We start from the raw sequence: 23716 nt of genomic DNA on the forward strand, positions 1-23716 counted from the left end.
GTTCAGAGTATAATTATAAATAACTGGATTTTACGATTAAGTTTAGGAAGAAATAAAAAAATAAATAGGTGATATATATGCTACGTTCTATCTCGCATAATCCAATTTTATCGCATATACCGCCTGCTACTCAAATGCCGAAAGAAGCAAATGTCAGAACAGGACTTGCATTTTCGGATAATTTGCATGCAGATCCGAAAAAAGATAAATTACTAGAACAAATGGAAGCTTTTGTCGATAATATTGGAGAAATTAAAGAGAAAATTGAAATGGAATTAACGCTTGATAATGTAATGGAATACAAAAATACAGTAAAATCATTTTTGAATTTTTACGTGGATAATGTATTGCAGTATAAAGATGTCATGTCTCGTCACCCGCGTTACGGATATTCACAGAAAATGACGATTGTGAAACAGGCAGAAATGGGATTGAATGAATTAGAAGATGTTATGAATTTAATTAATACGAAAACAGGACATTTAGAAATGTTAAATCAAATTGGAGAAATCCATGGTTTAATTGTGAATTTAGTCTTGTAAAAGGAAGGAAGCTATATGTACATACAATTATATGAAAAACTCGTTATTATTCAAAAAGCGTATGAAAATATTCAAGCGCTTGGAGAGCAAATATATGAGAATTTAAAAAATAAAAATGTAAATGCAGTTCAAAAATTGCAAGTAGAGCAATTGCAGTACATTGATGGTTTAAAAGGGTTATCAAGCTCATTAGAAGAAATGGTTGTTCAGTTCTGTAAAGAACAAGGAGTTGAAGCGTTTCGTGTAAGTGCGTTATTTTCGTATTTTTCTCAAGAAGAAATTGAAAAAATGGAAGAATTACAAAAAAACGTAACTGAATTAGAAGAGAATGTAAAAATGCTTCTTTTGAAAAATCAATATTACTTAAACGTACTATTAAAAACTACAGAAAGTATTGTGGATTCTGTTTCTGAATATAACTTAGAGCGAAACAATAATTCGCAAATCTTTATGAACGAACTATTGTAAAGGAGAAGTGAAGCTTTATGAGATTATCTGATTATAATACACCGCTATCTGGCATGTTAGCGGCTCAAATGGGGTTACAAACAACGAAACAAAACTTGTCTAACATTCATACACCGGGTTATGTGCGTCAAATGGTGAATTACGGATCTGTTGGAGCAAGCAATGGTCATACGCCAGAACAGAGAATTGGTTACGGTGTACAAACGCTAGGTGTTGACCGTATTACTGATGAGGTAAAGACGAAGCAGTTTAATGATCAATTATCTCAGCTCTCTTACTATAACTACATGAATTCAACTTTATCACGTGTAGAGTCTATGGTTGGAACGACAGGGAAGAATTCATTATCTAGTTTAATGGACGGTTTCTTTAATGCCTTTCGTGAAGTAGCAAAAAATCCAGAGCAACCAAACTACTATGATACATTAATTTCTGAAACTGGGAAGTTCACAAGTCAAGTGAATCGTCTTGCGAAAAACTTAGATACAGTGGAAGCACAGACAGCAGAAGATATTGAAGCGCATGTTAATGAATTTAATCGTCTTGCTGCTAGTTTAGCAGAAGCGAATCATAAAATTGGACAAGCGGGTACACAAGTGCCGAATCAACTTTTAGACGAACGAGATCGCATCGTTACAGAGATGTCTAAGTATGCAAACATAGAAGTATCTTATGAATCTATGAATCCTAATATCGCGAGTGTTAGAATGAATGGTATTTTAACAGTAAATGGACAAGATACATATCCACTTCAATTAAATAAAGAAAAAGACCCAATGTCAGTTGAGATTTACGGTTCAGAAATCTCTGTAACTAGCGGAGCGATAAAATCAGCGATTGATACGAAAGCAAAGATTGTTGATTATAAAAAAAATCTCGAAGACTTAATGAGTTCAGTGAAAAATCAAGTGAATACAGTGATGGGAAAAGATTTCTTCGTTGGAGATTATGCAAAAGATATGAAGTTAAATCCAGAATTCCAAAAAGATGTTTCGAAAATGAAAATGTCTGCTGAAACAGCAAATAAACTAGCAGCAGTTACAGATGGAGATTATAAAGAAGGTCTTTCTTATAAACAAGCATTAGACCAATTTATAGTTCGTGTTGCATCTGATAAAAGTGCAGTAAATGGTTATCAAAAAATTCATGGCGATTTACTAGAAGGTATTCAGCAAGAAAAAATGAGCGTTGAAGGTGTAAATATGGAAGAGGAAATGGTAAATTTAATGGCCTTCCAAAAATATTTCGTCGCAAACTCTAAAGCTATTACTACAATGAATGAAGTGTTTGATAGTCTATTTTCGATTATTCGATAAGTGATAATAATTGATTGGAAATATATAAGGAGGAGATAGAAATGAGAGTATCTACATTTCAAAATGCAAACTGGGCAAAGAATCAGTTAATGGATTTGAATGTGCAACAACAATACCATAGAAACCAAGTAACTTCAGGGAAGAAAAATCTTCTTATGAGTGAAGATCCACTTGCAGCGAGTAAATCATTTGCGATTCAACATTCATTGGCGAATATTGAACAAATGCAAAAAGATTTAGCTGACTCAAAAAATGTATTAACACAAACTGAAAATACTTTACAAGGTATTTTTAAATCTTTAACGAGAGCAGATCAATTAACGGTACAGGCATTAAATGAGCCAAATGGTGAAAAAGAATTGAAAGCCATCGGTGCAGAGATTGATCAAATTTTAAAACAAGTTGTATATTTAGCGAATACGAAAGAGCAAGGTCGTTATATTTTCGGTGGTGATAGTGCAGAAAAGTCACCATTTACAGAAGATGGTACGTACCAGGGTGGACAAAATGATGTGAACTGGCAATTAAATGATGGTTATGAATTAAAGGCATTTCGTAACGGAGAAGCATTATTATCACCGGTTATAAAAACGTTAAAACAGATGAGCGAAGCGATGCAAAAAGGTGACCAAAAAGCGTTACAACCGTTATTAGGAGAAAATAAGAAAAACTTAGATGGCATCATTAACCGTACAACTGAAGTTGGTTCAACAATGAACACAATGGAGACGTTTAAAACAATTTTAAGTGAGCAAAATTTAGCGCTTCAAGAAAACCGTAAAGAAATTGAGGATGTTGATTTAGCGGTCGCAATTTCTGACTTGGCATATATAAATGCGACGTATGAAGCGACGCTTAAAGCGGTTAGTACGATGAGTAAAACGAGTATTTTAGACTACATGTAATCTATAAGGAGTGAGAAAAATGGCAGGAACAACGATGACAGGTATTGGTGGTAGACAACAAATTTGGAACCTCGGAAATAATATGATCGATACTTCTAACTTCGTCGAATTAGAAATGAATGCTTTAGATATGAGAAAAACACCGTATACGAAAGAAAAGAATGACCTTACAAATGATAAACTACTATATACAAGTTTAAAATCAGAATTTAGTTCTTTTACACAAACTTTTAAAAACTTAGCGGCTTTTAAAGGAAATGAGAAAAAAGTAACGACAACACAAGACGGTTATATTAATGTAAAAGCTGATGGTGGTGCGATTGCAGGAACTTTTAATATGACGATTACACAGCTTGCACAGCGTCATCAAATAGCTTCAAATGACATTAAAGATATAAATGCGAAGCTTCCTAAAGATGAAACATTAAAACTAGGTGGTAAAGAACTAAAAGTAACAACTGATATGACATATAAAGATTTAATTAATAAGATTAATGATGGAGATTATGGCGTATCAGCTTATACACTTGGAAATAAAATTTTCATGACCTCGAAAAAAGAAGGAACAGATGGAGTAATTAAGTTTGAGGGGAACACATCTACACTATTTCAAGATATTGGTTTAGCTAATGCGGATGGCGTAGCGCTTAATACAATCAATGAAGCACAAAATGCTATGTATACTATTAATGGTATCAAAGGGGAAGGTTCTACTAATACAATTGAAGCTCTTCCTGGTGTGAAAATTGAGTTGTTAAAGGTAACTGAGCCGAAAGTAGAAGGAGCGCCAGATGCTGGTACAACAACAGATCCAAAAGCAAAAGGTATAGATCTAAAATTTACAGTAAATGACTCAAACGTAACAGATGCATCGAATGTTATTAAAAAAATGGTAGCTGATTATAATAAAGCTGTTTCTACAGTAGATATCTTTGCTGGAAAAGGTGGAGCTTTCCAAGGTCAAGCTATTATGCAAAGTGTACGTCAGGCAATGAACAATGTCGTAACATTTTCTCAAGATGGTAATTATTTATTCACATTTGGTATTCAATTAAAGCAAGATGGAACGATGGAAGTTAATGATGAAAAATTAACACAAGCATTAAAAGAAAAACCCGATGCAGCGAAGCAATTTTTCTTTAGTTCTAACGGTTTAGGAAAAATGATGGAAGAACCGCTTGATAAACTATTCGGTGATAAAGGTGTAGTCGGCGAGAGAGTTAAAAACATTGACTCACGTGTAAGTGATTTAGATAAAAAGATTAAAGATATTGAGACGCAAAACTTGCAAAAGCAAGATGAAATCGTGAAGAAGTATCAAAAGCTAGAGAGTACATTGGCGGCGCTTGATAGCCAACTAAAAACAATTAAAGCAATGACAAAACAAAAAAGTGATGATTAATGAAAGTTGAGGAAGTGATCGTATGCAAGCATGGCAACGTTATATGCAAAATGATATTATGACGAGTAATCCGATTAAAAATACAATTTTTATTTATGAAAGATGTATTGTAGAGTTTCGTAATTTAGAAGAACTTTTACATACTTTTAAACTTCAAGAAGGGGACGCACTTCTTGAAAAATTAGAACGTATTTTTGAAGAACTAAAGCTTCAATTAAATCCTGAGATTACGAAAGATTTATATGATAGTCTCTATGGTTTATATGATTGGATTAGCATTCAAATTCAAACGATGAAAGTAACGCGTGAAGCGAAAGATATTGATGCAATTGTGAAAGTGTTACAAGATTTAATAGACGGTTACCGCGGAGCACTTGAAAATGAACAATGATATTTATCGGACGTTTGTCAGCTGTTTTAATGAAATCGGTGAATTGCAAGTGTCAGACAGAGAGTTTGCTGAGAAGAGTGAGATGTTAAATCGCTGGATGATGACATTGGATGAAGAAACGCGTGCACAAGTTGCAGCAGAAGTAAGCCCGTTCATTATTAAGGCAGCACAGCATATTCGGGATAAGCAAAAGATTTTGGAAGAAATGATTATGACAAATGATGGGCGAATGAAGGCTAATTCATTTTACGGTAAATATTAATAATAACGTCTGGAAACAGGTTCCCCTTTTAAAAGGGGGTCTATTCCTTCGTTTACATAAAGAACCCGCTGATTGAGGTTTCATTTTATGACTGTGATGAAATAATAATTGTAATCTAAATAATAGAAAAATGGACTTTAGTTTATATATTGAAATGTTCTATAGGTTACTGTGTGTATACAGTTTTTTGCATTCTTTTTTATATTTTTATATTTTTCTAAAGACAACAATGAAAAAATGGAATAAAATATGTAAGGGTACATAATAGTAAATATTTTAATAAATGCATATAAGAAAATAAATAATGAAGTGAAACTTCTATCAGTGGATCATTACGTTAGAAAAGGAAGGGTGTGGAATATGCCAGATTTAGTGAGTGATGTAAGCCATTATATGAATTATTTAGTGACGAAACGAAATACGGTTTCTAGTAATATTGCAAATGCGAATACACCTGGCTATAAAGCACAAGATGTAACATTTGCTGAGCAGATGAATAAAAGTAGTGCGTTATATAAAAACAATGCGGCTGATTTAAAGAGTAATCCAGATTTATATCAAACGAATGAAATGCACTTGCCGACAGTAAATACGAAAAATACATATGCAAAGATTCAAACAAAATCAATGCAAACGAATAAAGACGGAAATAGTGTGGATGTAACGACAGAAATGCTAGATTTAATGAAAGCAAATCAGTTATACGGTATTTCAGTTAACGCAATTAATACACAATATGCAATTAACCAAGCGGCACGCGGACGTTAAAAGTAGAAGGAGAGACAACGGATGTTTCAGGCAATTAATGCAAGTGGCTCAGGACTAACGACAGCGAGAAAGTGGATGGAAGTTACTTCTAACAATATTGTAAATGCAAATACGACGGCGGCTCCGGGGGCAGATTTATATGAGCGGCGTAGTGTGGTGCTAGAATCAAACAATAGTTTTGCAAGTATGTTAGATGGGGCTCCTACTAACGGAGTAAAAATAAAAAGTATTGAAGCAGACAAAACGGAAAATTTAGTGTATGATCCGACGCATCCGCACGCAAATGAAGAAGGATATGTACGTTATCCCAATATTGATGTAACTGCTGAAATGACGAATGTAATGGTTGCTCAAAAAATGTATGAAGCGAATACGAGTGTATTAAATGCGAATAAAAAAATGCTTGATAAAGATTTAGAAATCGGCCGAGGATAAGGGGGAAGATAGTAATATGAAAATTCAACCAATGTTACATACACAACCATTTGGAGCAATTCAGTCAATTGGTGCACCGAAAACTTCTCAAACATCTGTAGCTCCGGAGAAAAAGTTTATTGATTTATTGGAAGATATGAATCAAACGCAAAACAATGCGCAAACAGCAGTATATGATTTACTAACTAAAGGGGTAGGAGAAACACATGACGTTTTAATTCAGCAAAAGAAAGCTGAGTCTCAAATGAAAACAGCTGCTCTCGTACGTGATAATCTTATTGAAAATTATAAGTCACTAATTAATATGCAAATTTAGGAAAGTGGACGGGTGTGTTTAAATGGAAAAGATGAAAAATGTTATTCAATCGTTAAAAACGTGGCATAAGTTAGTAATTGGTGCTGCGATTTTAGCGATTGTAACAGGAGCACTTTTATACTTCACCTTGCCAGATAAATATGTTGTTGTATATCAAAATTTAAATGATACAGATAAACAAGAGATTACAGCAGAATTATCGAAGTTAGGTGTCGATTATCAATTAGCGGCCGATGGTTCGATTCGTGTGCAAAAGAATGATGCTCCATGGGTTCGAAAAGAAATGAATGGGATGGGCTTACCGTTTAATTCGAAAAGCGGTGAGGAAATTTTATTAGAAAGCTCTCTCGGTTCAAGTGAGCAAGATAAAAAAATGAAGCAAATTGTCGGTACGAAGAAGCAATTGGAGCAAGATATTGTAAGAAATTTTGCGACAGTTGAAACGGCAAATGTTCAAATTACATTGCCTGAAAAAGAGACAATTTTTGATGAAGAAAAAGCAAAAGGAACAGCGGCGATTACGGTTGGAGTGAAGCGTGGACAATTGCTAACAGCTGATCAAGTTGCGGGTATACAGCAAATGATTAGTGCAGCGGTTCCTGGTGTGAAAGCAGAAGAAGTAAGTGTTATTGATAGTAAAAAAGGTGTTATCTCAAAAGGAGCAGATGAAGCACATTCTAGTAGTTCCTCTTCTTATGAGAAAGAAGTAGAGATGCAGCACCAACTTGAAGGTAAATTAAAGCAAGATATTGATGCAACGTTAATGACGATGTTTAAACCGAATGAATATAAAGTGAATACGAAAGTATCTGTAAACTACGATGAAGTTACACGTCAGTCAGAAAAGTATGGTGATAAAGGTGTACTTCGTAGTAAACAAGAGCAAGAGGAAAGCTCTACTGCGCAAGAAGGGGCAGATACGAAGCAAGGTGCTGGTATTACAGCGAACGGTGAAGTGCCAAACTACGGTACGAACAATAATCAAAATGGTAAAGTTGTCTATGATAATAAAAATGGTAACAAAATCGAAAACTATGAAATAGATAAAACAGTTGAAACAATTAAGAAACACCCAGAATTAACGAAAACAAATGTTGTTGTATGGGTAGATAATGATACGCTAGTAAAACGTAGAATTGATATGACAACTTTTAAAGAAGCAATCGGAACAGCGGCAGGACTTCAAGCTGATCCGAACGGTAACTTTATAAATGGTCAAGTTAACGTTGTAACTGTTCAGTTCGATCAGCCGAAAGCCGAAAAAGAGAAAGAGCCAGAAAAAAGTGGTATGAACTGGTGGTTATTCGGTGGAATTACAGCTGGCTTATTAGCGATTGGTGGCCTAGTATGGTTCTTATTAGCAAGACGTAAGAGAAAGAAAGAAGAAGAGGAATATGAAGAATACTTAGCAGAAGAGGAAATTGCTGCAAGTAATGAAAGTATCTTGGAAATTCCTGAAGAAAAAATAGTGCCAGAGCCAAAACCTGAACCAGAAGAACCGAAAGAACCAACGTTAGATGAACAAGTGCAGGATGCTACGAAAGAACATGTAGAAGGAACTGCAAAAGTAATTAAAAAATGGTTAAACGGACAGTAAGGGAGGAACAACGATGTTAGATGAAATCTCCTCCAAAGAAAAAGCTGCCATCCTTATTCGTACATTAGAAGAAGGGGTGGCAGCAAAAGTCATAGAATATATGACAGCTGAGGAAAAAGAAGTATTACTTCGTGAAATCGCAAAGTTTCGTGTATACAAACCAGAAACGTTAGAAAATGTACTAGGAGAGTTCTTATATGAACTAAATGTAAAAGAATTGAACTTAGTCACTCCAGATAAAGAATACATTCGTCGCATATTTAAAAACATGCCAGAAGACGAACTGGAAAAATTATTGGAAGATCTTTGGTATAACAAAGATAATCCGTTTGAATTCTTAAATTCACTTACAGATTTAGAGCCACTTCTTACAGTGCTTAATGATGAGTCACCACAAACAATTGCAATTATCGCTTCTTATATTAAACCGCAACTTGCGTCTCAATTAATTGAGAGATTGCCAGATCATAAGCGCGTTGAAACGGTAATGGGTATAGCGAAACTAGAACAAGTTGATGGTGAGTTAATTAATCAAATTGGTGAGTTGTTAAAATCGAAATTAAATAATATGGCATTTAGTGCAATTAATAAAACTGATGGCTTGAAAACAATCGTAAATATTTTAAATAATGTTTCACGAGGTGTTGAAAAAACAGTCTTTCAAAAGCTGGATGAAGTCGATTATGAGTTATCTGAGAAAATTAAAGAAAATATGTTTGTCTTTGAAGACTTACTTGGTCTTGAAGATCTTGCGCTTCGCCGTGTATTAGAAGAAATTACAGATAACGGTGTTCTTGCGAAAGCACTTAAAATTGCAAAAGAAGAAATTAAAGAGAAATTATTTACATGTATGTCTTCAAACCGTAAAGAGATGATTCTAGAAGAATTAGATGGCTTAGGACCGCTTAAGATGACGGATGCTGAAAAAGCGCAGCAAACGATCACTGGTACAGTGAAAAAGCTAGAGAAAGAAGGAAGAATTATCGTTCAAAGAGGTGAAGAGGATGTCCTTATTTAAAAACAGAATTCCGAAGAATTCTGTTTCTTTTTCTGAAGAAACGTATGAATTACAATTTCCAAAACCAGCTTCAGTTCAAATAGAAGAGGAAGAATTACAAGCTGATCATGCAGAACTTCGCGCCCAGCAAGAATCGTTACATATGGAAATGAATCAGCTAAGGCAAGAGAAGCAAATGCTAGAACGAGAGCGGCAGCAGTTATTACAAGATAAAGAACAATTTCAAATGCATATTCATGAGCAAATGGAACAGATGGAAGCAGCGCGTGTGCAATTTCAAAAAGAACAACAAGAAACAGCGTATGAATGGACAGAGTTGTTATGGAATCAATCTTTTCATCTAGCAGAAAAAATCGTGAATCAAGCGGTAGATTCACGATTGCTTGATGTGTTACCTATTTTAACTGGCATCGTGCAAACATTGCCAACTTCGTTTGAAAAATTAATCATTACAGTACATCCAGAAACGTTTGAACGTATTCAAGAAGAGAAGGAGAATACGAAAGAATATTGGTTACTACAATTAGTAGAATGGAAATATGATTTCTCCCTGCAGTTTGGTGAATTTGTTCTGGAAGAAGAGAAAGAGTTCTTTGAATTTAAATTTGCACCTATATTTGCGAAACTTCGTCAGAAATGGGAAGAAGAGAAGTTATTTGAGGAGCAAAATGTATGAGCCGCCTGTTAATGAATGAGAACGAAAAATGGAATAAGTTCATTGAAACACCGCTGTATACGAAAGTAGGCAAAGTTCATAGTGTACAAGAACAGTTTTTCGTAGCAAAAGGGCCGAAAGCGAAGATCGGAGATGTTTGCTTCGTTGGAGAACATAACGTCTTATGTGAAGTGATTGCCATTGAAAAAGAAAATAATATGCTACTTCCATTTGAACAGACAGAAAAAGTATGTTATGGAGATTCAGTGACATTAGTTTCAGAAGATGTTGTTGTACCACGTGGTAATCACTTGCTCGGAACAGTGTTAAGTGCAAATGGTGAAGTGTTAAATGAGGAAGCTGAAAACATTCCATTACAGAAAATAAAACTAGATGCACCACCTATACATGCATTTGAACGTGAAGAGATTACCGATGTATTTGAAACAGGAATAAAATCAATTGATTCTATGCTAACAATTGGTATCGGTCAAAAGATTGGTATTTTTGCTGGGTCAGGTGTTGGTAAATCAACTTTACTTGGAATGATAGCAAAAAATGCAAAAGCTGATATAAATGTTATTAGTTTAGTAGGAGAACGTGGCCGGGAAGTAAAAGACTTTATTCGAAAAGAGTTAGGCGAGGAAGGTATGCGAAAAAGCGTCGTTGTTGTAGCGACGTCAGATGAAAGTCACCTTATGCAACTTCGTGCAGCGAAACTCGCAACGTCTATTGCTGAATACTTCCGTGATCAAGGTAATAACGTATTACTTATGATGGACTCTGTTACTCGTTTTGCCGATGCACGAAGAAGTGTTGATATTGCTGTTAAAGAATTACCGATTGGTGGTAAAACACTGTTAATGGAAAGTTATATGAAGAAGTTGTTAGAGCGGTCCGGAAAAACACAAAAGGGATCTATAACAGGTATTTATACGGTGCTTGTTGATGGGGATGATTTAAATGGTCCTGTACCAGATTTAGCACGTGGTATTTTAGATGGACATATCGTATTAAAGCGTGAGCTTGCAACGCTTAGTCATTATCCTGCAATTTCAGTATTAGATTCAGTAAGTAGGATTATGGAAGAAATTGTTTCGCCACATCATTGGCAACTTGCAAATGAAATGAGAAAGATTTTATCAATTTATAAAGAAAATGAATTGTATTTTAAGCTAGGAACGATTCAAGAAAATGAAGAAAATGCTTATATTTTTGAATGTAAAAATAAAGTAGAAGGCATAAATACATTTTTAAAGCAAGGTCGATCGGATAGTTTCCAATTTGATGATATCGTTGAAGCGATACAGCATATAGTATAAGGCCTCTGCCCAAGAGGTCTTATTTTTTTGTTTTTTAATATTTCACAGATTTTTTTGGAAAAAAACTATATAATAGAAAAAGAGAACGTTATAATAGAAAGGGGCTATGAAAACAGGTGGATAAACAGCAGTACGACACAATAAAATTACAAATAAACCAAGAAAAAGAACATATTTTAAAAGAAGTGTATGAATTAACAGCTGAAAAAAGAAAAATAGAACAAAAAAAAGAATATGATTTATATGTTGTGAAATCGCGTAGTAAAGTCGTACAAACTGGGCAACGTATTATGGCTGGAATGCTTTCTTCACATACGTTTTCACCTGAAAGAATAGAAGAATGGAATCGAAAAATTAAAAAAACGGAAGGTTTTATTCAAAAAAATGAAAGCCTTTTAGAGCAAGTAAAAGAAAAAGAACGTGTCATTGATGAGATGTATCAAGAAGATTGCAAAAAGCTTGCGAAAGCACAAGAAAAGCTGGAAGAAAAAATGCTTCTGGATTTGAAAATGTGTATGAATGGATGAGGTGAATGTAGTGATACAGTCTGTATTACCGGTGCAACAAAGTTTACCTCCGCAAAAAGAAAAAGGGCTAGAAGTACAATCAAAAAATGAAGATTCTTCATTCGATCGTACGATGAGAATGGAAAATAAAAAACAGCCGCAAACGGAGAAAACGAAACGAGAAGAAGCACCAAAAGAAGAGAGAAAAGATTATATTCTTTCTAAAAAATCGGTAACGGAAGAAGAACCTATTGTAAAGAAAGAAGAAAAAAAAGAGACAGAACAGTTGTTATTAGCTGTATCTGAGCAAATGGTTGCAATTGAGCAATTACATGTGCAGCCGGAATTGTTATATCAATACATACAAAAAATACAAGAGCTATATAAAGAATATGGCAATATTAAACTTAATGAATTACCTGCAGCTGAATTACAACAATTACAAGAACTTCTTTCAAATATGAATATCAAAAATGCTATATGTTTAGAAGATACAATGCAAATGGTATTAGACAAAATGAAGATGCCAGAGCAAGCGATGCAAGCATTGAAGGCTGTAGAAACAGAAACTTGTAATATTGCAAAGAAACAAGAAGAGTTTAAAGACGTAGATCTTCCGAAAGCTGAGAGCGATGATGCAAAGATAGAGTTGCCAGAAGTTGATGCATTAAACGATTCGAGCTCTGCAGGTGCAGAATTATTAAATAAAACGACGAGTACCGAACAAATAGGGAAATCAAATAGTGGTGCTGAGAAAGTTTCATTACCTGACTTAGGAAAGAAAATGGAAGCGCAAGTAGAAGCGCTGCAAAAATTTGTAGTGAAACAAGAACGTGTTTTATTTCAGTTAAATCCAGAAAAACTTGGTACATTAACAGTGTTTATGAAAAAACATGGAGATCAAATTGACGTTCACGTAGAAATGGAAAAACACGATGCGAAAAAACGTGTTGAAATCATTTTTGATGAATTGAAATTAAAGTTAAAAGAAAAAGAAATCAATATTCAAATTAGCTATTCAGATAAAGATGAAAATCGTAAAGAACAGCGAGAACAAGAGCAAAGGCAAAAACAGAAATTAGCAAATACAAATCATGAAAAACAACAATCAACAGAATTTGCGGGATTATTGGAGGAATAACGCGTGCCAACAGTTGGATTAAATACAACGAGTACAAATCATATTCCGTTACAAGCAGGGGCGCAAACAAAAAACGCATCTGTAAATGGTGTGCAATCGCCAGTTCAACAAACAAACGGAGTATCAGCAAGTAATCAAAAAACACCCGGTATTATGGATAAAGATGATTTTTTGAAACTATTTTTAGCAAGCTTTCAACATCAAGACCCGTTTAATGCGATGGATATGAACCAAATGATGAATCAAACGGCTCAACTATCGCTTATGGAGCAAGTACAAAATATGACGAAAGCAGTAGATAAACTACAATCAACGATGTATACGACAGCTCTTGATGGTGGGATGAAATTTTTAGGAAAGTATGTTAGAGGTATAAACAATAAGGGGGAGCAAGTGACTGGTCAAGTGGAAACAGTTCGACTTGCCGAAAATAACGATGTACAACTTATTGTTGATAATCAAGTTGTCTCACTTCGTTTTGTAGAAAGGGTTTCAGATAAACCGATAGCAGAAACAAATCCAGAAGATGAGAAGAAAGATGATATAGAGAAAAATGAAGAGGTTAAGCAAAATTAATCAAAGGAGTGTATATAGGTTATGATTAAAGCGTTATATACGAGTATTACAGGGATGAATGCGGCACAAAATGCATTAAGTGTTACTTCAAATAATATTGCAAATGCACAAACAGTTGGATATAAAAAGCAAAAAGCTATTTTTGATGATCTGCTATATAATAATACGGTTGGTTCACGTGGGGATGGTGCTTATGCTGGTACGAATCCAAAGAGTATCGGTAACGGTGTAAAGTTTAGTGGGACATCTACAGATTTTAGTGATGGTTCTATTACTTTAACTAGTGATAAGATGGAGACAGCCATAGAGGGAAATGGTTTATTTTTAGTTGGTGATCGTAATAGTGGAAATGTAGAGTATACGAGAAAAGGGTCTTTCGGTGTATCGAAAGATAACTATGTTACAAATACAAGTGGACAGTATGTGCTAGGTTATGGTGTGAAAACAGGAACACAAGAAATAGATTTTTCTTCACGACCAAGTCCAATTCATATTCCAATGGGATCAGCTGTTGGTGGAATTCAAACAGATAAAGCAACAATAGGTGGAAACCTTCCTAGAAATCAAAATGCATTATCTCACGAATTCACAGTTTTTGATGAGGAAGGGAACTCGTTAACGTTACGTGTAAATATTAAACAAAAGACTACAAAAGAGACTGTAGATGGTAAAGAAGTTGAAAAGCCTGTGCCAGGTGAATATACATATACAGTTTCTGTAAGAAATGATTCTAAAAACGAAAAAGAGTTTAAGCCTGTTGAAGGCATGACGGGCGAAAAAAATCTTAAATTTGATACATTAGGAAATCTAAAGGAGACAGATGAAGCTGTACAAAAAAATCCAGTAACTGGTGAAATTACTAAAGGTGGAACGGTTAAAATTCCTTTTGGTAAGGGACTGACACTGGACTTAAGTGGTTTAACAAATTATCCGACAGGGAAAACTATTTCTACAACAGAAGTAACGGGGCGTCCAGCTGCAATTGCAAATGACTATTCAATTTCTGACGGTGGTTTCGTTATGATGAGATATTCGGATGGTAGTATGAAGGTTGTAGGACAACTAGCTGTAGCTACATTCCCTAATTCAGGTGGATTAATGAAAACTGGGAATGGCAATTACATTGCCACACCATCAGCGGGGATTCCAGGGATAGGTGTTGCAGGTGAGAATGGTGCAGGTAATGTAAGAGGTTCAGCAAAAGAAAGTTCAAACGTAGATTTATCTGTAGAATTCGTTGACTTAATGTTATACCAACGCGGATTCCAAGGAAATGCGAAAGTAATTAAAGTTTCAGATGAAGTATTAAATGAAGTTGTAAACTTAATTAGATAATATATCGCATGGAAAAAATGTAATGGAGTAGAAAGGGTTTTTTATTCGTATGACAAGACAAGAGCGAATTTTACAATTGCCTTTTTTCGAAAATAAACGTGAACTTGCCGAGCAAGTATTAAAAATAGAACGAGAAGAGCATGTATATTTACCAGATCAATTTGAAATTAAGCAAGTGCCTCCGTATTCATTTGGCGAAAAACAAGCAATCATTGGCCGTATCCATGAGTTTTATTTCATAAGTGTTGGTAGCGATACTGTTTGGAAGTATCAACTGTTTAAGGATGAGATGAAGTGTCGTGAGTTTTTTGTTATGTTGCCAAATATTACGGATCAGCAGATAGCGTTTTGGTTTAATAACATAGAGTTATTGAAAGGCTCTTAAAAGCACTTTTTAGGTTTTGAGAGAGGACCTGGCGATGTTTTGGAGCGGTTAGTGCCTAATAGAGTCCCGACCGATGTGTAAGACCAGAGATATGTAGCGTTACTAGAGTAGTATGGTAGTGTAAGAAGTGGTAATATAAAATAGTTTTAAGTTAATTTAAGGTAGTTTTAGTATACAATTAGACTGAATTTCTATAAAAGGAGAGGTGAGGAGGATGGCGCAAAATAAGTATCGCGTTACATTCATTTCGCCGAGTGAGGTTGAGCAGCGGACTGTAATGGCGGCGAATAGTTTGCCAGATTTAATTCGTAAAGTAGAGAGTATTATCGCAGATCCAAACGGTTATTTTGTGAATGATAAAAAAAATAATTGTTATTTTAAAGTGATTAAAGAAAATGTTACGTTTATTCAATATGAGTTACTATTTTCGGATAAGGAAATTCATATTGAAAAATTAAAACATATAGCACCGGTAGTATTAAAACGATTATTCGAAGAAATAAATGACCCGGAATTATATGCACTTGCGCTACTTGATGTTGATATAGCAACGAAAGAATATGTGCTAGCAGAAATGAATTCTGAGCTGAGAATAAGAGTAGAGACGGAGCTTTCGAAAAAATGGGAAGCAATGCCGACGGAAATTGTAGGAGCACAAGAAGTGTTATTAGAGGCACTTGCTTCGTTTATACAAGATTAATTGTTTTTTAATAAAATGAATCGTTCGACTATCTATATTTTTTATATAGGTAGTTGACTTTTTCGCTTTTATAAAGCTTAATAATTAGATATACGGAATTAATGGAAGGGGAGCGACACCTTTATGTCACAAGCACAAAGTATTTTATTAGAAAGCGGAACAAATGAATTAGAGATTGTTACGTACACTGTTGGTGAAAACCTATTTAGTATTAATGTAATGAAAGTACGTGAAATCATTAATCCATTCCCTGTTACAACTGTGCCAGAATCTCATCATGCAGTTGAAGGTGTTGTTCAAGTACGTGGTGAAATTTTACCTGTTATTAACTTGGCAATGGCTCTTAATTTAAAGTCAACAAAGCCACTTGATCAAACGAAATTTATCATCTCAGAATTAAACCAAATGAAAGTTATTTTCCGCGTTGATGAAGTGCATCGTATTCAACGTATTTCGTGGGAACAAATTGATGAACCAGCTTCATTATCTATGGGACTAGAAGAAACGACATCTGGTATTGTAAAACTAGATGGAAAAATCATCTTACTATTAGATTATGAAAAAATTGTATGTGAAATTAGCGGCACTGGTTATGACAATAAATCGATTGCAGGATTAGAACAAAAAACAGATCGAGCTGAAAAAGTAATTTACATTGCAGAAGATTCAGCGATGCTTCGCCAAATATTAGAAGAAACATTATCATCAGCTGGATATACGAAAATGAACTTCTTCAGCAATGGTGCAGAAGCGTTAGCACAAATTGAAAAATTAGCGAAAGAGCAAGGCGAAAAAATGTTTGAACATATTCACTTGCTAATTACGGATATTGAAATGCCAAAAATGGATGGACATCATTTAACGAAAGTGGTTAAGGATAGTGAAGTAATGAATCGTTTACCAGTCATTATTTTCTCTTCATTAATTACAAATGAATTATTCCATAAAGGTGAAGCTGTAGGAGCAAATGCTCAAGTAAGTAAGCCAGATATTCAAGAGCTAATTGGTTTAGTTGATAAGTTAGTACTTTAAAAGTTTCTATTTAGCCGGAATAGAAGCTCTAGCCAAGTGTTGAGCGATCAGCGCTTAATAGAGCCCTATGCGATGTTGAGAACAGAGATATGGAGTGGTTATAGGTAAGTAGAAGAGCTAGTGTATAACATTTTTCTATTTAGTAGGAATAGAGGAACTACTTATGTAAGAAAGTTTTCAGTGCTTAATAGAGTCTCATGCGATGTGAGTTCAGAGGTATGAAGTAGTTTTAGGTAAGAAGAAGTGAGACTTCGATTGAGGATTTGAAGACTGGGTTTATAACTCTATTCTGTTAGAGAGAGGAAGGAATTAGCCATGTGTAGCATTGGCTAGTTCCTTTTTAGTATTCTATACTTTAAGCTGGCAGAAAAATAAAAGGTTTCTGAGGTGTTTGTCGCTGAATGTAAGTAAAATCTTCATTTGAAGATTTTTGATTTGAAAATATAAGAGAACGTATTTTTTGGATTATTTTAGTAATATTTTCGTGGTAACGCAAATTTTTTCGGTGAAAAAACATTTAAAATACCATATAATATAATTAAATGTAATTAATATGCAATTTTACATATTAATTAAAAAATATTTTCCAAATTTTTATACTTTCTATACATTTTTGTATGTTTATTATTTGACAGATAATTTCGAACTGTTATAATATGGATATGTAAAAATTGCTATTTTCTTAAAAGACATGGGAGTCAGATGAGAATTGTGAAAGGATGAGGGGGAGTGGCACAGATTATGTATCACCACACAGCAATTAATGTATTAGGTCTTTTACAAAACATGTCAAATAATAAAATGAACGATATGCAACTAGAGGCGGAATTAAAAAAAATAGAAAAAGAATTCCAAGTAAAGTATGAAGAATTAGTTGATTTACATAATAGAATGGTATTATTCCAAATAGATATAGAAAAAAATGGCGGGATGCGAGCATATGAAAAATCAACAATTACATGGCTGAAGTCTGAACTAGAGCTACTGTATGAAGTGTATCAATTTTGTCAACGTCACGGTTTAAACATTTTAAATATTTCAAAATACGTAAGTAAAAATGAACTAAATCTTTTTCCTAAAACGGAAAGTCAATTGCAAAATACGTATTATAAATTGAAAAAACGTGAAATACCGTTTGAAAATATTGAAAAACAAAAACCGGGACGAAAGCGAAAATATATACCAGTAAAAGAGACAATCGTTGCAAGAAAACAAGAAAACGAGTACGAATTAAAAGAAGAAATCCAGCATAAAGAGGATGAAAAAAATCTTGTAACAGTTATATCTGGTATCGTTGATAACTTTGAAACAATTAATCAATGTAGTGAAAGGAAAGAAGACGAACTACATCAGTTTATGGAAGGTATTTATAAGCTTTCTAGCATGGCGGCAGGGCGTTCTAGAGAAGCAAAGAATACACGTAGCTTAGAAGGTGAATTGCAGTCGTTACAACTAGAAAATGAAAGGCTAAAACGAGAGAAAGAAGAGCTTGTACAAGATATTAAAGGTATGACGCAGCTTTTAATTCATTTCATTACAAGTTCTGATATCGATCAAATTCGTAAATTACCAACTTTCGTAAAAGATTGTAAAATGGAATTACATAAACTCGGGCTATATAATGCACAAGACGGAAAAATGAAAATAATGGTTGACCGTAGCGGACAAGTTATGACGGTAACACAGTAATAAAATTTGGGTACAAAATAAAAGGGAGATACATAGTTTATATGTATTTCCCTTTTATTTTGTATGGAATCGTTCCAAAGAAGGAAGATGAATTTTTATGATTGTAGTAGTTTAGAGACTATTTGTGGAATTTGGTTCGCTTGTGAAACCATACTAGTTGCAACTTCAGTCAATAATTTGAACTTTAAAAAATCACTCATCTCCTGCGCCATGTCTGTATCTTCAATTAGAGATGCAGCATCTGTTAACGCCATACTTTGGCTATTTAAATTTTCAATATTAAACTGTAAACGATTTATCATAGAGCCAAGGTCGGCACGATGAAGTGACACACTTTGCAAAGCCTCTTCGATTTTACGAATTGTCGTTCTTGCTTCTTGTTCCGTTGAAATCTTGATGTCATGTTGTGTAGGGGAAGGGGAAATAGATTTTGATATATGTACCGTATGACCGATATCGTCTAATGTAACACGGCGGTTTTGACCGTCAAATACAGATAAATCATTAAACTCAGTCGTCTCGCCAATATAGCCAATTTGTTCTGTTAAAGACTGAAACTCTTTATTCAGCGAATGACGGTTTTTATTTGAATTTGTACCGTTCGCAGATTGAACGGCTAAATCACGCATACGCTGTAAAATATTTGTCACAGTTTGAAGGGCAGCTTCCGCCGTGCGAAGCATCGATATCGCATCTTCATTATTACGAATCGCCACACGCATACCACTTGCTCTCGCATGCATCCGAGTAACAATTGCGATATTTGCGGGATTATCCGAAGCGTTGTTCAACTTCTTACCAGTCGCCAAATGCTCCATTGCAACATTCATATGCTTCTCATTCTCATACAACGACTGCCTAGCATTCATACTCAAAACATTCGTACCAATACGCATAATAGACACTCCTTATAGATTGATATAATCAATATTCAAAAGCTAATAAACGGCTATGAAGAGAAAAAGAGACTTATTCTCACTTTATCTTTTTGTTTTCATACACCGAACGAGAATAAAATAGGCCCTGACCGCTACTAAATATGGCTAGAGCTTCTCTTTAAGTTAAAAAATCTTTCAATCTATCTATATAGAAAAAATAAACCTCTCCGCAAGCAGAGAGGTTTATTCAGGAAACTAACTCAAATGGCTTATTGTAATAATTTAGAAACCATTTGTGGAGTTTGGTTTGCTTGAGAAAGCATGCTGATTCCAGCTTCGTTCAAGATTTTGAACTTAGTCATTTCAGACATTTCTTTCGCCATGTCAGCGTCTTCGATTTGAGAAGCAGCTGAAGCCATAGAAGAAGATTGGCTCTTCAGGTTGTTTACGTTAAAGTCTAGACGGTTTAATGTAGCACCTAGAGTTGCACGGTTAGAAGCAATATTTTTTAATGCTGTATCGATAGATGCGATTGCACCAGAAGCATTAGCTTTAAGATCTGTAGTCTCAAGTTTTGTTAATGTAGCAAATTCTTTACCAAGTGCTTGTGCAGCAGCTTGTGCACCAGCATCATTTGCTTTATTGTAGTCTTCAAGTTTCGTTTCAATTTTCTTTACATCGTCTGCAGACATGAATGGTTTAACCTTATCGAATTCTTTCATAGCAGCAGTTACATCTGCATCAAATGCGGCCTTATCAGCACCTGTTTTTGCTCCAAGATCAGCAAATGCTTTTGTAGTTGCATCATATACTGTTTTTTCTACTTTATCAGTTCCAATAGATAAAGTATCAAGTCCTAATTCTTTAGTAGAAACATTAGATAAGTTGATGTTGATTTGCTTACTTGTATCAGCATTATCTAATGTTTGAACTGCGATAGTTTTATTTGAACCATCTAATAATTTTTTATCATTGAACTCAGTGTTTGTAGAAATATAATCGATTTGTTCTTTTAATGCATCAAACTCTTTGTTTAATGCAGCTTGGTTTTCGTTAGTATTTGTACCATTTGCAGATTGGTTTGCAAGGTCACGCATACGAAGTAAGATGTTAGATACTGAGTTCATTGCTGAATCAGCAGTACGGATTAATGAAATACCGTCTTGCGTGTTATTAGCTGCTACTCCTAATCCACTTTCACGAGCACGCATACGAGTTGCGATTGCAAGACCTGCTGCATCGTCAGAAGCGTTGTTGATACGTTTACCGCTTGATAAACGGTCCATAGCGTTGCTCATTTTAGCTTGGTTTTGGCGCATGTACTCTTGAGTACGCATGCTGTTAATGTTTGTATTAATTCTCATGTTAAGAAACCCCCATTTTTTTATATTGACTTTTCTGCAAATTGAAAAACGATAATATGCGAAAAAATCAATTTCGAGATTTATTGTAATCCCTGTCATAGCGGGTGTCAACTAAAAATTCGAATTAATAAATATAAAAAAATAACAGTTTAACAATATATTCATTTTTTTATTACATAATTATTAAAAGGATTATTGCAAACTTTAAAAAAAAACTCTAATATTAGATTATCTTTGTTTTCCGAAAAGGTGATATTATGATAGTTGGAAATATAGTAAAAGAAGTGCTTGCATATAAGAAAGGGCAAATTCAGCAAAAGCTAAGTAGTCCACAAGCATTTGTTAGTAGTCGTTTTCAAGAGAAGTTGCAGAGTGAGCCTGCGAAGGAGACGAAAGAAACTACGCAGCCGGCAAAAGTAGAGGATATGAGTCAGCCGGTACAATCTACGAAAATAGAAACGGTTGTTAATAAGCCGGAACAATCTATTAATAAAGTAGATGAAGCGAGTAAGCCCGAAGAAAAGGGTGAAACGAAGAAAGCAGATGAAGTGCAAGTTGCGCAAAAAGAGTTTGGACGACGTTTCCCAGAAACGAAAAATGAGGCTGCTGATACGTGGGGATTAACGAAGAAGTATAATATTCAAAAAATACGTTCTTCCAATGAAGGGAAGTATGAGGATATTATTGATCGTGTAAGTCGTACATATGGAATTCCAAAAACGTTAATTCAAAAAATGATTGAAGTAGAGTCTAATTTTAATCCGAAAACGGTGTCACATGCCGGTGCGATGGGTCTTATGCAGCTTATGCCAGCGAATGTGAAGGAGATGGGTGTGAAGAATCCCTTTTCACCAGCTGAAAGTATTGAAGGTGGCGTGAAAGAGTTAAGCGGTTATTTAAAGAAAAATAACGGCGACTTAGTATTGGCGCTTGCTTCTTATAATGCTGGTCCTGGTAATGTGAGAAAGTACGGAGGCGTACCGCCATTTAAAGAAACGCAAGGATATATTAAAAAAATATTAAATATCGACGTTTCAAAATAAGAAGTTTCATATATAGAGAGAACATGAAATTTTCGTGAACATGATATGGGAGTTGGCTAGATTTGAAATTACAAGATGATATTCCGTTAACAATTTATTTTGAAATCGGAAATACGAAAAAGAAAATTGAAGATCTGCTTCATATTACGAAAGGTACATTGTATCGTCTTGAAAATTCAACGAAAAATACGGTGCGTCTTATGCTTGAGAATGAAGAGATTGGAACCGGAAAGATTTTGACGAAGAATGGAAAGATGTACGTTGAAATCGTTGAATTGAAAAGGTAGGGAAGGGGATTGTCATGAGTGGCGAAAAATTAAGCCAAGAGCAAATTGATGCCCTGCTGAAGGCGGTAAATGAAGGCGAGGAAATGCCAGCTTTCGCACAAGAAGCAGGAAAGCAAGAGAAATTTCAAGAGTATGATTTTAATAGACCAGAGAAGTTCGGTGTTGAGCATTTACGTAGTTTGCAAGCGATTGCTTCTACGTTTGGGAAACAGACGTCACAGACGTTATCAGCGCGTATGCGTATTCCAATTGAACTAGAGCCTTCAACGGTTGAGCAAGTTCCATTTACGAGTGAGTATGTGGAGAAAATGCCGAAAGATTATTATTTATATTGTGTAATTGATCTCGGTTTACCAGAGCTTGGAGAAATTGTTATTGAGATTGATTTAGCATTCGTTATTTATATTCATGAATGTTGGCTTGGCGGAGATAGTAAGCGTAACTTTACGATGCGCAGACCGTTAACAGCATTTGAGTTTTTAACGCTTGATAATATATTCTTGCTTCTTTGTAAAAATTTAGAGCAATCATTTGAAAGTGTTGTTGCGATTGAACCGAAATTTGTAACGACAGAAACAGATCCGAATGCACTAAAGATTACGACAGCGAGCGATATCATTTCATTACTTAACGTAAATATGAAAACAGATTTTTGGAATACGACGGTGCGTATCGGGATTCCATTCTTATCTGTTGAAGAAATTATGGATAAGTTAACGTCTGAAAATATTGTCGAACATTCTTCAGACAAGCGTAAAAAGTATACGTCTGAAGTGGAAGTGAAAGTAAATCAAGTGTACAAACCTGTTCACGTTGCAATTGGCGAGCAGAAAATGACAATGAGTGAGATTGAACAAATTGAAGAAGGCGATATCATTCCGCTTCATACGAAAGTTTCGGATGAATTACTTGGTTATGTAGATGGAAAGCATAAATTTAATTGTTTTATTGGAAAAGATGGAACGCGTAAGGCGCTCCTATTTAAAAGTTTTGTAGAGTAGGAGGATCCATATGAAGCATGAAGTATCTCCCGTGTCATTAATGGGATTAGAAGATTTTGCAGGAAAGCGAAATGAAGCAGGCAAAGCACATATTGATACTGTTTCAGATATTTCGATTGAACTTGGTGTAAAGCTTGGAAAGTCATCTATTACACTTGGTGATGTAAAGCAGTTAAAAGTTGGCGATGTTCTTGAAGTAGAGAAAAACTTAGGACATAAAGTAGATGTGTATTTAAGTAATATGAAAGTCGGCATCGGTGAAGCAATCGTAATGGACGAGAAATTCGGTATTATCATTTCTGAAATTGAAGCTGATAAGAAACAAGCGGCGCTTATGAAAGCGCAAAGTCAAATGCAAGATAAAGAGTAGAGGAGGAGTCAT

General features: G+C 34.8%; 28 protein-coding genes. 26 read left to right on the top strand and 2 right to left on the bottom strand.

Annotation, left to right across the window (positions count from 1 at the left end; genetic code table 11):
- The first annotated feature begins 77 nt into the window (after positions 1-77).
- The 22 genes from GBN78_RS15330 to GBN78_RS15435 all read left to right on the top strand — a co-directional run bounded on the left by GBN78_RS15330 (position 78) and on the right by GBN78_RS15435 (position 18761).
- Positions 78-542 carry a YaaR family protein gene (locus GBN78_RS15330; protein ID WP_000946323.1) on the top strand — a complete coding sequence of 155 codons (465 nt, stop codon included), beginning with the start codon at positions 78-80 and terminating at the stop codon, positions 540-542.
- Positions 543-557: 15 nt separating this feature from the next.
- The gene (locus GBN78_RS15335; protein ID WP_000275882.1) at positions 558-1010 is read left to right on the top strand and encodes a hypothetical protein; all 453 of its coding nucleotides are present in this window, start codon (positions 558-560) and stop codon (positions 1008-1010) included.
- A gap of 17 nt (positions 1011-1027) precedes the next feature.
- Positions 1028-2326, top strand: coding sequence for a flagellar hook-associated protein FlgK (gene flgK / locus GBN78_RS15340; protein ID WP_001239714.1), 1299 nt, complete (start codon positions 1028-1030; stop codon positions 2324-2326).
- Positions 2327-2367: 41 nt separating this feature from the next.
- Complete coding sequence (locus GBN78_RS15345; protein WP_001266405.1) at positions 2368-3231, top strand: flagellar hook-associated protein 3; 864 nt, start codon at positions 2368-2370, stop codon at positions 3229-3231.
- Positions 3232-3250: 19 nt separating this feature from the next.
- Complete coding sequence (locus GBN78_RS15350) at positions 3251-4633, top strand: flagellar hook-associated protein 2 (RefSeq protein ID WP_000929291.1); 1383 nt, start codon at positions 3251-3253, stop codon at positions 4631-4633.
- 22 nt (positions 4634-4655) lie between these two features.
- The gene (locus GBN78_RS15355) at positions 4656-5024 is read left to right on the top strand and encodes a flagellar export chaperone FliS (protein WP_001149516.1); all 369 of its coding nucleotides are present in this window, start codon (positions 4656-4658) and stop codon (positions 5022-5024) included.
- A complete protein-coding gene (locus tag GBN78_RS15360; protein ID WP_001058088.1) occupies positions 5014-5286 on the top strand; it encodes a hypothetical protein in 273 nt (90 codons plus the stop codon). The genes GBN78_RS15355 and GBN78_RS15360 overlap by 11 nt, the downstream gene beginning before the upstream one ends.
- Positions 5287-5595: 309 nt before the next feature.
- Positions 5596-6054 (top strand): flagellar basal body rod protein FlgB, encoded by a 459-nt coding sequence (flgB, locus tag GBN78_RS15365; protein WP_372588481.1) that lies wholly within the window; start codon positions 5596-5598, stop codon positions 6052-6054.
- A gap of 21 nt (positions 6055-6075) precedes the next feature.
- Positions 6076-6489, top strand: coding sequence for a flagellar basal body rod protein FlgC (flgC, locus tag GBN78_RS15370; RefSeq protein ID WP_000484680.1), 414 nt, complete (start codon positions 6076-6078; stop codon positions 6487-6489).
- A gap of 16 nt (positions 6490-6505) precedes the next feature.
- Positions 6506-6805 (top strand): flagellar hook-basal body complex protein FliE, encoded by a 300-nt coding sequence (gene fliE / locus GBN78_RS15375; protein ID WP_000701670.1) that lies wholly within the window; start codon positions 6506-6508, stop codon positions 6803-6805.
- A gap of 22 nt (positions 6806-6827) precedes the next feature.
- Positions 6828-8402 (top strand): flagellar basal-body MS-ring/collar protein FliF, encoded by a 1575-nt coding sequence (gene fliF / locus GBN78_RS15380; protein WP_098300379.1) that lies wholly within the window; start codon positions 6828-6830, stop codon positions 8400-8402.
- Between the two features lie 13 nt (positions 8403-8415).
- Positions 8416-9420 carry a flagellar motor switch protein FliG gene (gene fliG / locus GBN78_RS15385; RefSeq protein WP_000883364.1) on the top strand — a complete coding sequence of 335 codons (1005 nt, stop codon included), beginning with the start codon at positions 8416-8418 and terminating at the stop codon, positions 9418-9420.
- Entirely contained in the window at positions 9407-10096 is a 690-nt protein-coding gene (locus tag GBN78_RS15390; protein WP_000051692.1) for a FliH/SctL family protein, read from the top strand. The genes fliG and GBN78_RS15390 overlap by 14 nt, the downstream gene beginning before the upstream one ends.
- On the top strand, positions 10093-11397 hold the full coding sequence (locus tag GBN78_RS15395; RefSeq protein ID WP_000088698.1) for a flagellar protein export ATPase FliI: 1305 nt from the start codon (positions 10093-10095) through the stop codon (positions 11395-11397). Before GBN78_RS15390 ends, GBN78_RS15395 begins: the two co-directional genes overlap by 4 nt.
- Positions 11398-11513: 116 nt before the next feature.
- The gene (locus tag GBN78_RS15400) at positions 11514-11924 is read left to right on the top strand and encodes a hypothetical protein (protein ID WP_000360855.1); all 411 of its coding nucleotides are present in this window, start codon (positions 11514-11516) and stop codon (positions 11922-11924) included.
- Positions 11925-11934: 10 nt separating this feature from the next.
- The gene (locus GBN78_RS15405) at positions 11935-13044 is read left to right on the top strand and encodes a flagellar hook-length control protein FliK (RefSeq protein WP_128267217.1); all 1110 of its coding nucleotides are present in this window, start codon (positions 11935-11937) and stop codon (positions 13042-13044) included.
- A gap of 3 nt (positions 13045-13047) precedes the next feature.
- Positions 13048-13620, top strand: a complete 573-nt coding sequence (locus GBN78_RS15410) for a flagellar hook assembly protein FlgD (RefSeq protein WP_001143477.1) — start codon at positions 13048-13050, stop codon at positions 13618-13620.
- A 21-nt stretch (positions 13621-13641) separates the two neighbouring features.
- Complete coding sequence (flgE, locus tag GBN78_RS15415; protein ID WP_000588310.1) at positions 13642-14955, top strand: flagellar hook protein FlgE; 1314 nt, start codon at positions 13642-13644, stop codon at positions 14953-14955.
- 49 nt (positions 14956-15004) lie between these two features.
- Entirely contained in the window at positions 15005-15340 is a 336-nt protein-coding gene (locus GBN78_RS15420; RefSeq protein WP_000198169.1) for a DUF3964 family protein, read from the top strand.
- A gap of 214 nt (positions 15341-15554) precedes the next feature.
- Positions 15555-16040, top strand: coding sequence for a hypothetical protein (locus tag GBN78_RS15425; RefSeq protein ID WP_000068298.1), 486 nt, complete (start codon positions 15555-15557; stop codon positions 16038-16040).
- Between the two features lie 123 nt (positions 16041-16163).
- Positions 16164-17072, top strand: coding sequence for a chemotaxis protein (locus GBN78_RS15430; protein WP_000075943.1), 909 nt, complete (start codon positions 16164-16166; stop codon positions 17070-17072).
- A 741-nt stretch (positions 17073-17813) separates the two neighbouring features.
- Complete coding sequence (locus tag GBN78_RS15435; protein ID WP_152127499.1) at positions 17814-18761, top strand: DNA-binding domain-containing protein; 948 nt, start codon at positions 17814-17816, stop codon at positions 18759-18761.
- Positions 18762-18856: 95 nt separating this feature from the next.
- Here the strand turns inward: GBN78_RS15435 and GBN78_RS15440 are convergent, their stop codons facing one another.
- A complete protein-coding gene (locus tag GBN78_RS15440) occupies positions 18857-19657 on the bottom strand; it encodes a flagellin N-terminal helical domain-containing protein (protein WP_001219687.1) in 801 nt (266 codons plus the stop codon).
- Between the two features lie 251 nt (positions 19658-19908).
- On the bottom strand, positions 19909-21003 hold the full coding sequence (locus GBN78_RS15445; protein ID WP_001222338.1) for a flagellin N-terminal helical domain-containing protein: 1095 nt from the start codon (positions 21001-21003) through the stop codon (positions 19909-19911).
- A gap of 257 nt (positions 21004-21260) precedes the next feature.
- Between GBN78_RS15445 and GBN78_RS15450 the strand changes: the two genes are divergently transcribed.
- From GBN78_RS15450 to fliN, 4 genes are all read left to right on the top strand, one after another.
- Positions 21261-22046: a lytic transglycosylase domain-containing protein gene (locus GBN78_RS15450; protein WP_000635234.1), complete on the top strand. Its 786-nt coding sequence runs from the start codon at positions 21261-21263 to the stop codon at positions 22044-22046.
- 62 nt (positions 22047-22108) lie between these two features.
- A complete protein-coding gene (locus tag GBN78_RS15455; RefSeq protein ID WP_000775712.1) occupies positions 22109-22333 on the top strand; it encodes a flagellar motor switch protein FliN in 225 nt (74 codons plus the stop codon).
- Between the two features lie 14 nt (positions 22334-22347).
- Positions 22348-23334, top strand: a complete 987-nt coding sequence (gene fliM / locus GBN78_RS15460) for a flagellar motor switch protein FliM (RefSeq protein WP_000012360.1) — start codon at positions 22348-22350, stop codon at positions 23332-23334.
- 10 nt (positions 23335-23344) lie between these two features.
- A complete protein-coding gene (gene fliN / locus GBN78_RS15465) occupies positions 23345-23704 on the top strand; it encodes a flagellar motor switch protein FliN (RefSeq protein ID WP_000680010.1) in 360 nt (119 codons plus the stop codon).
- The last annotated feature ends 12 nt before the right edge of the window (positions 23705-23716 follow it).

It is taken from the genome of Bacillus sp. B2-WWTP-C-10-Post-4 (genome assembly GCF_009183805.1).
Lineage (GTDB): Bacteria > Bacillota > Bacilli > Bacillales > Bacillaceae_G > Bacillus_A > Bacillus_A cereus.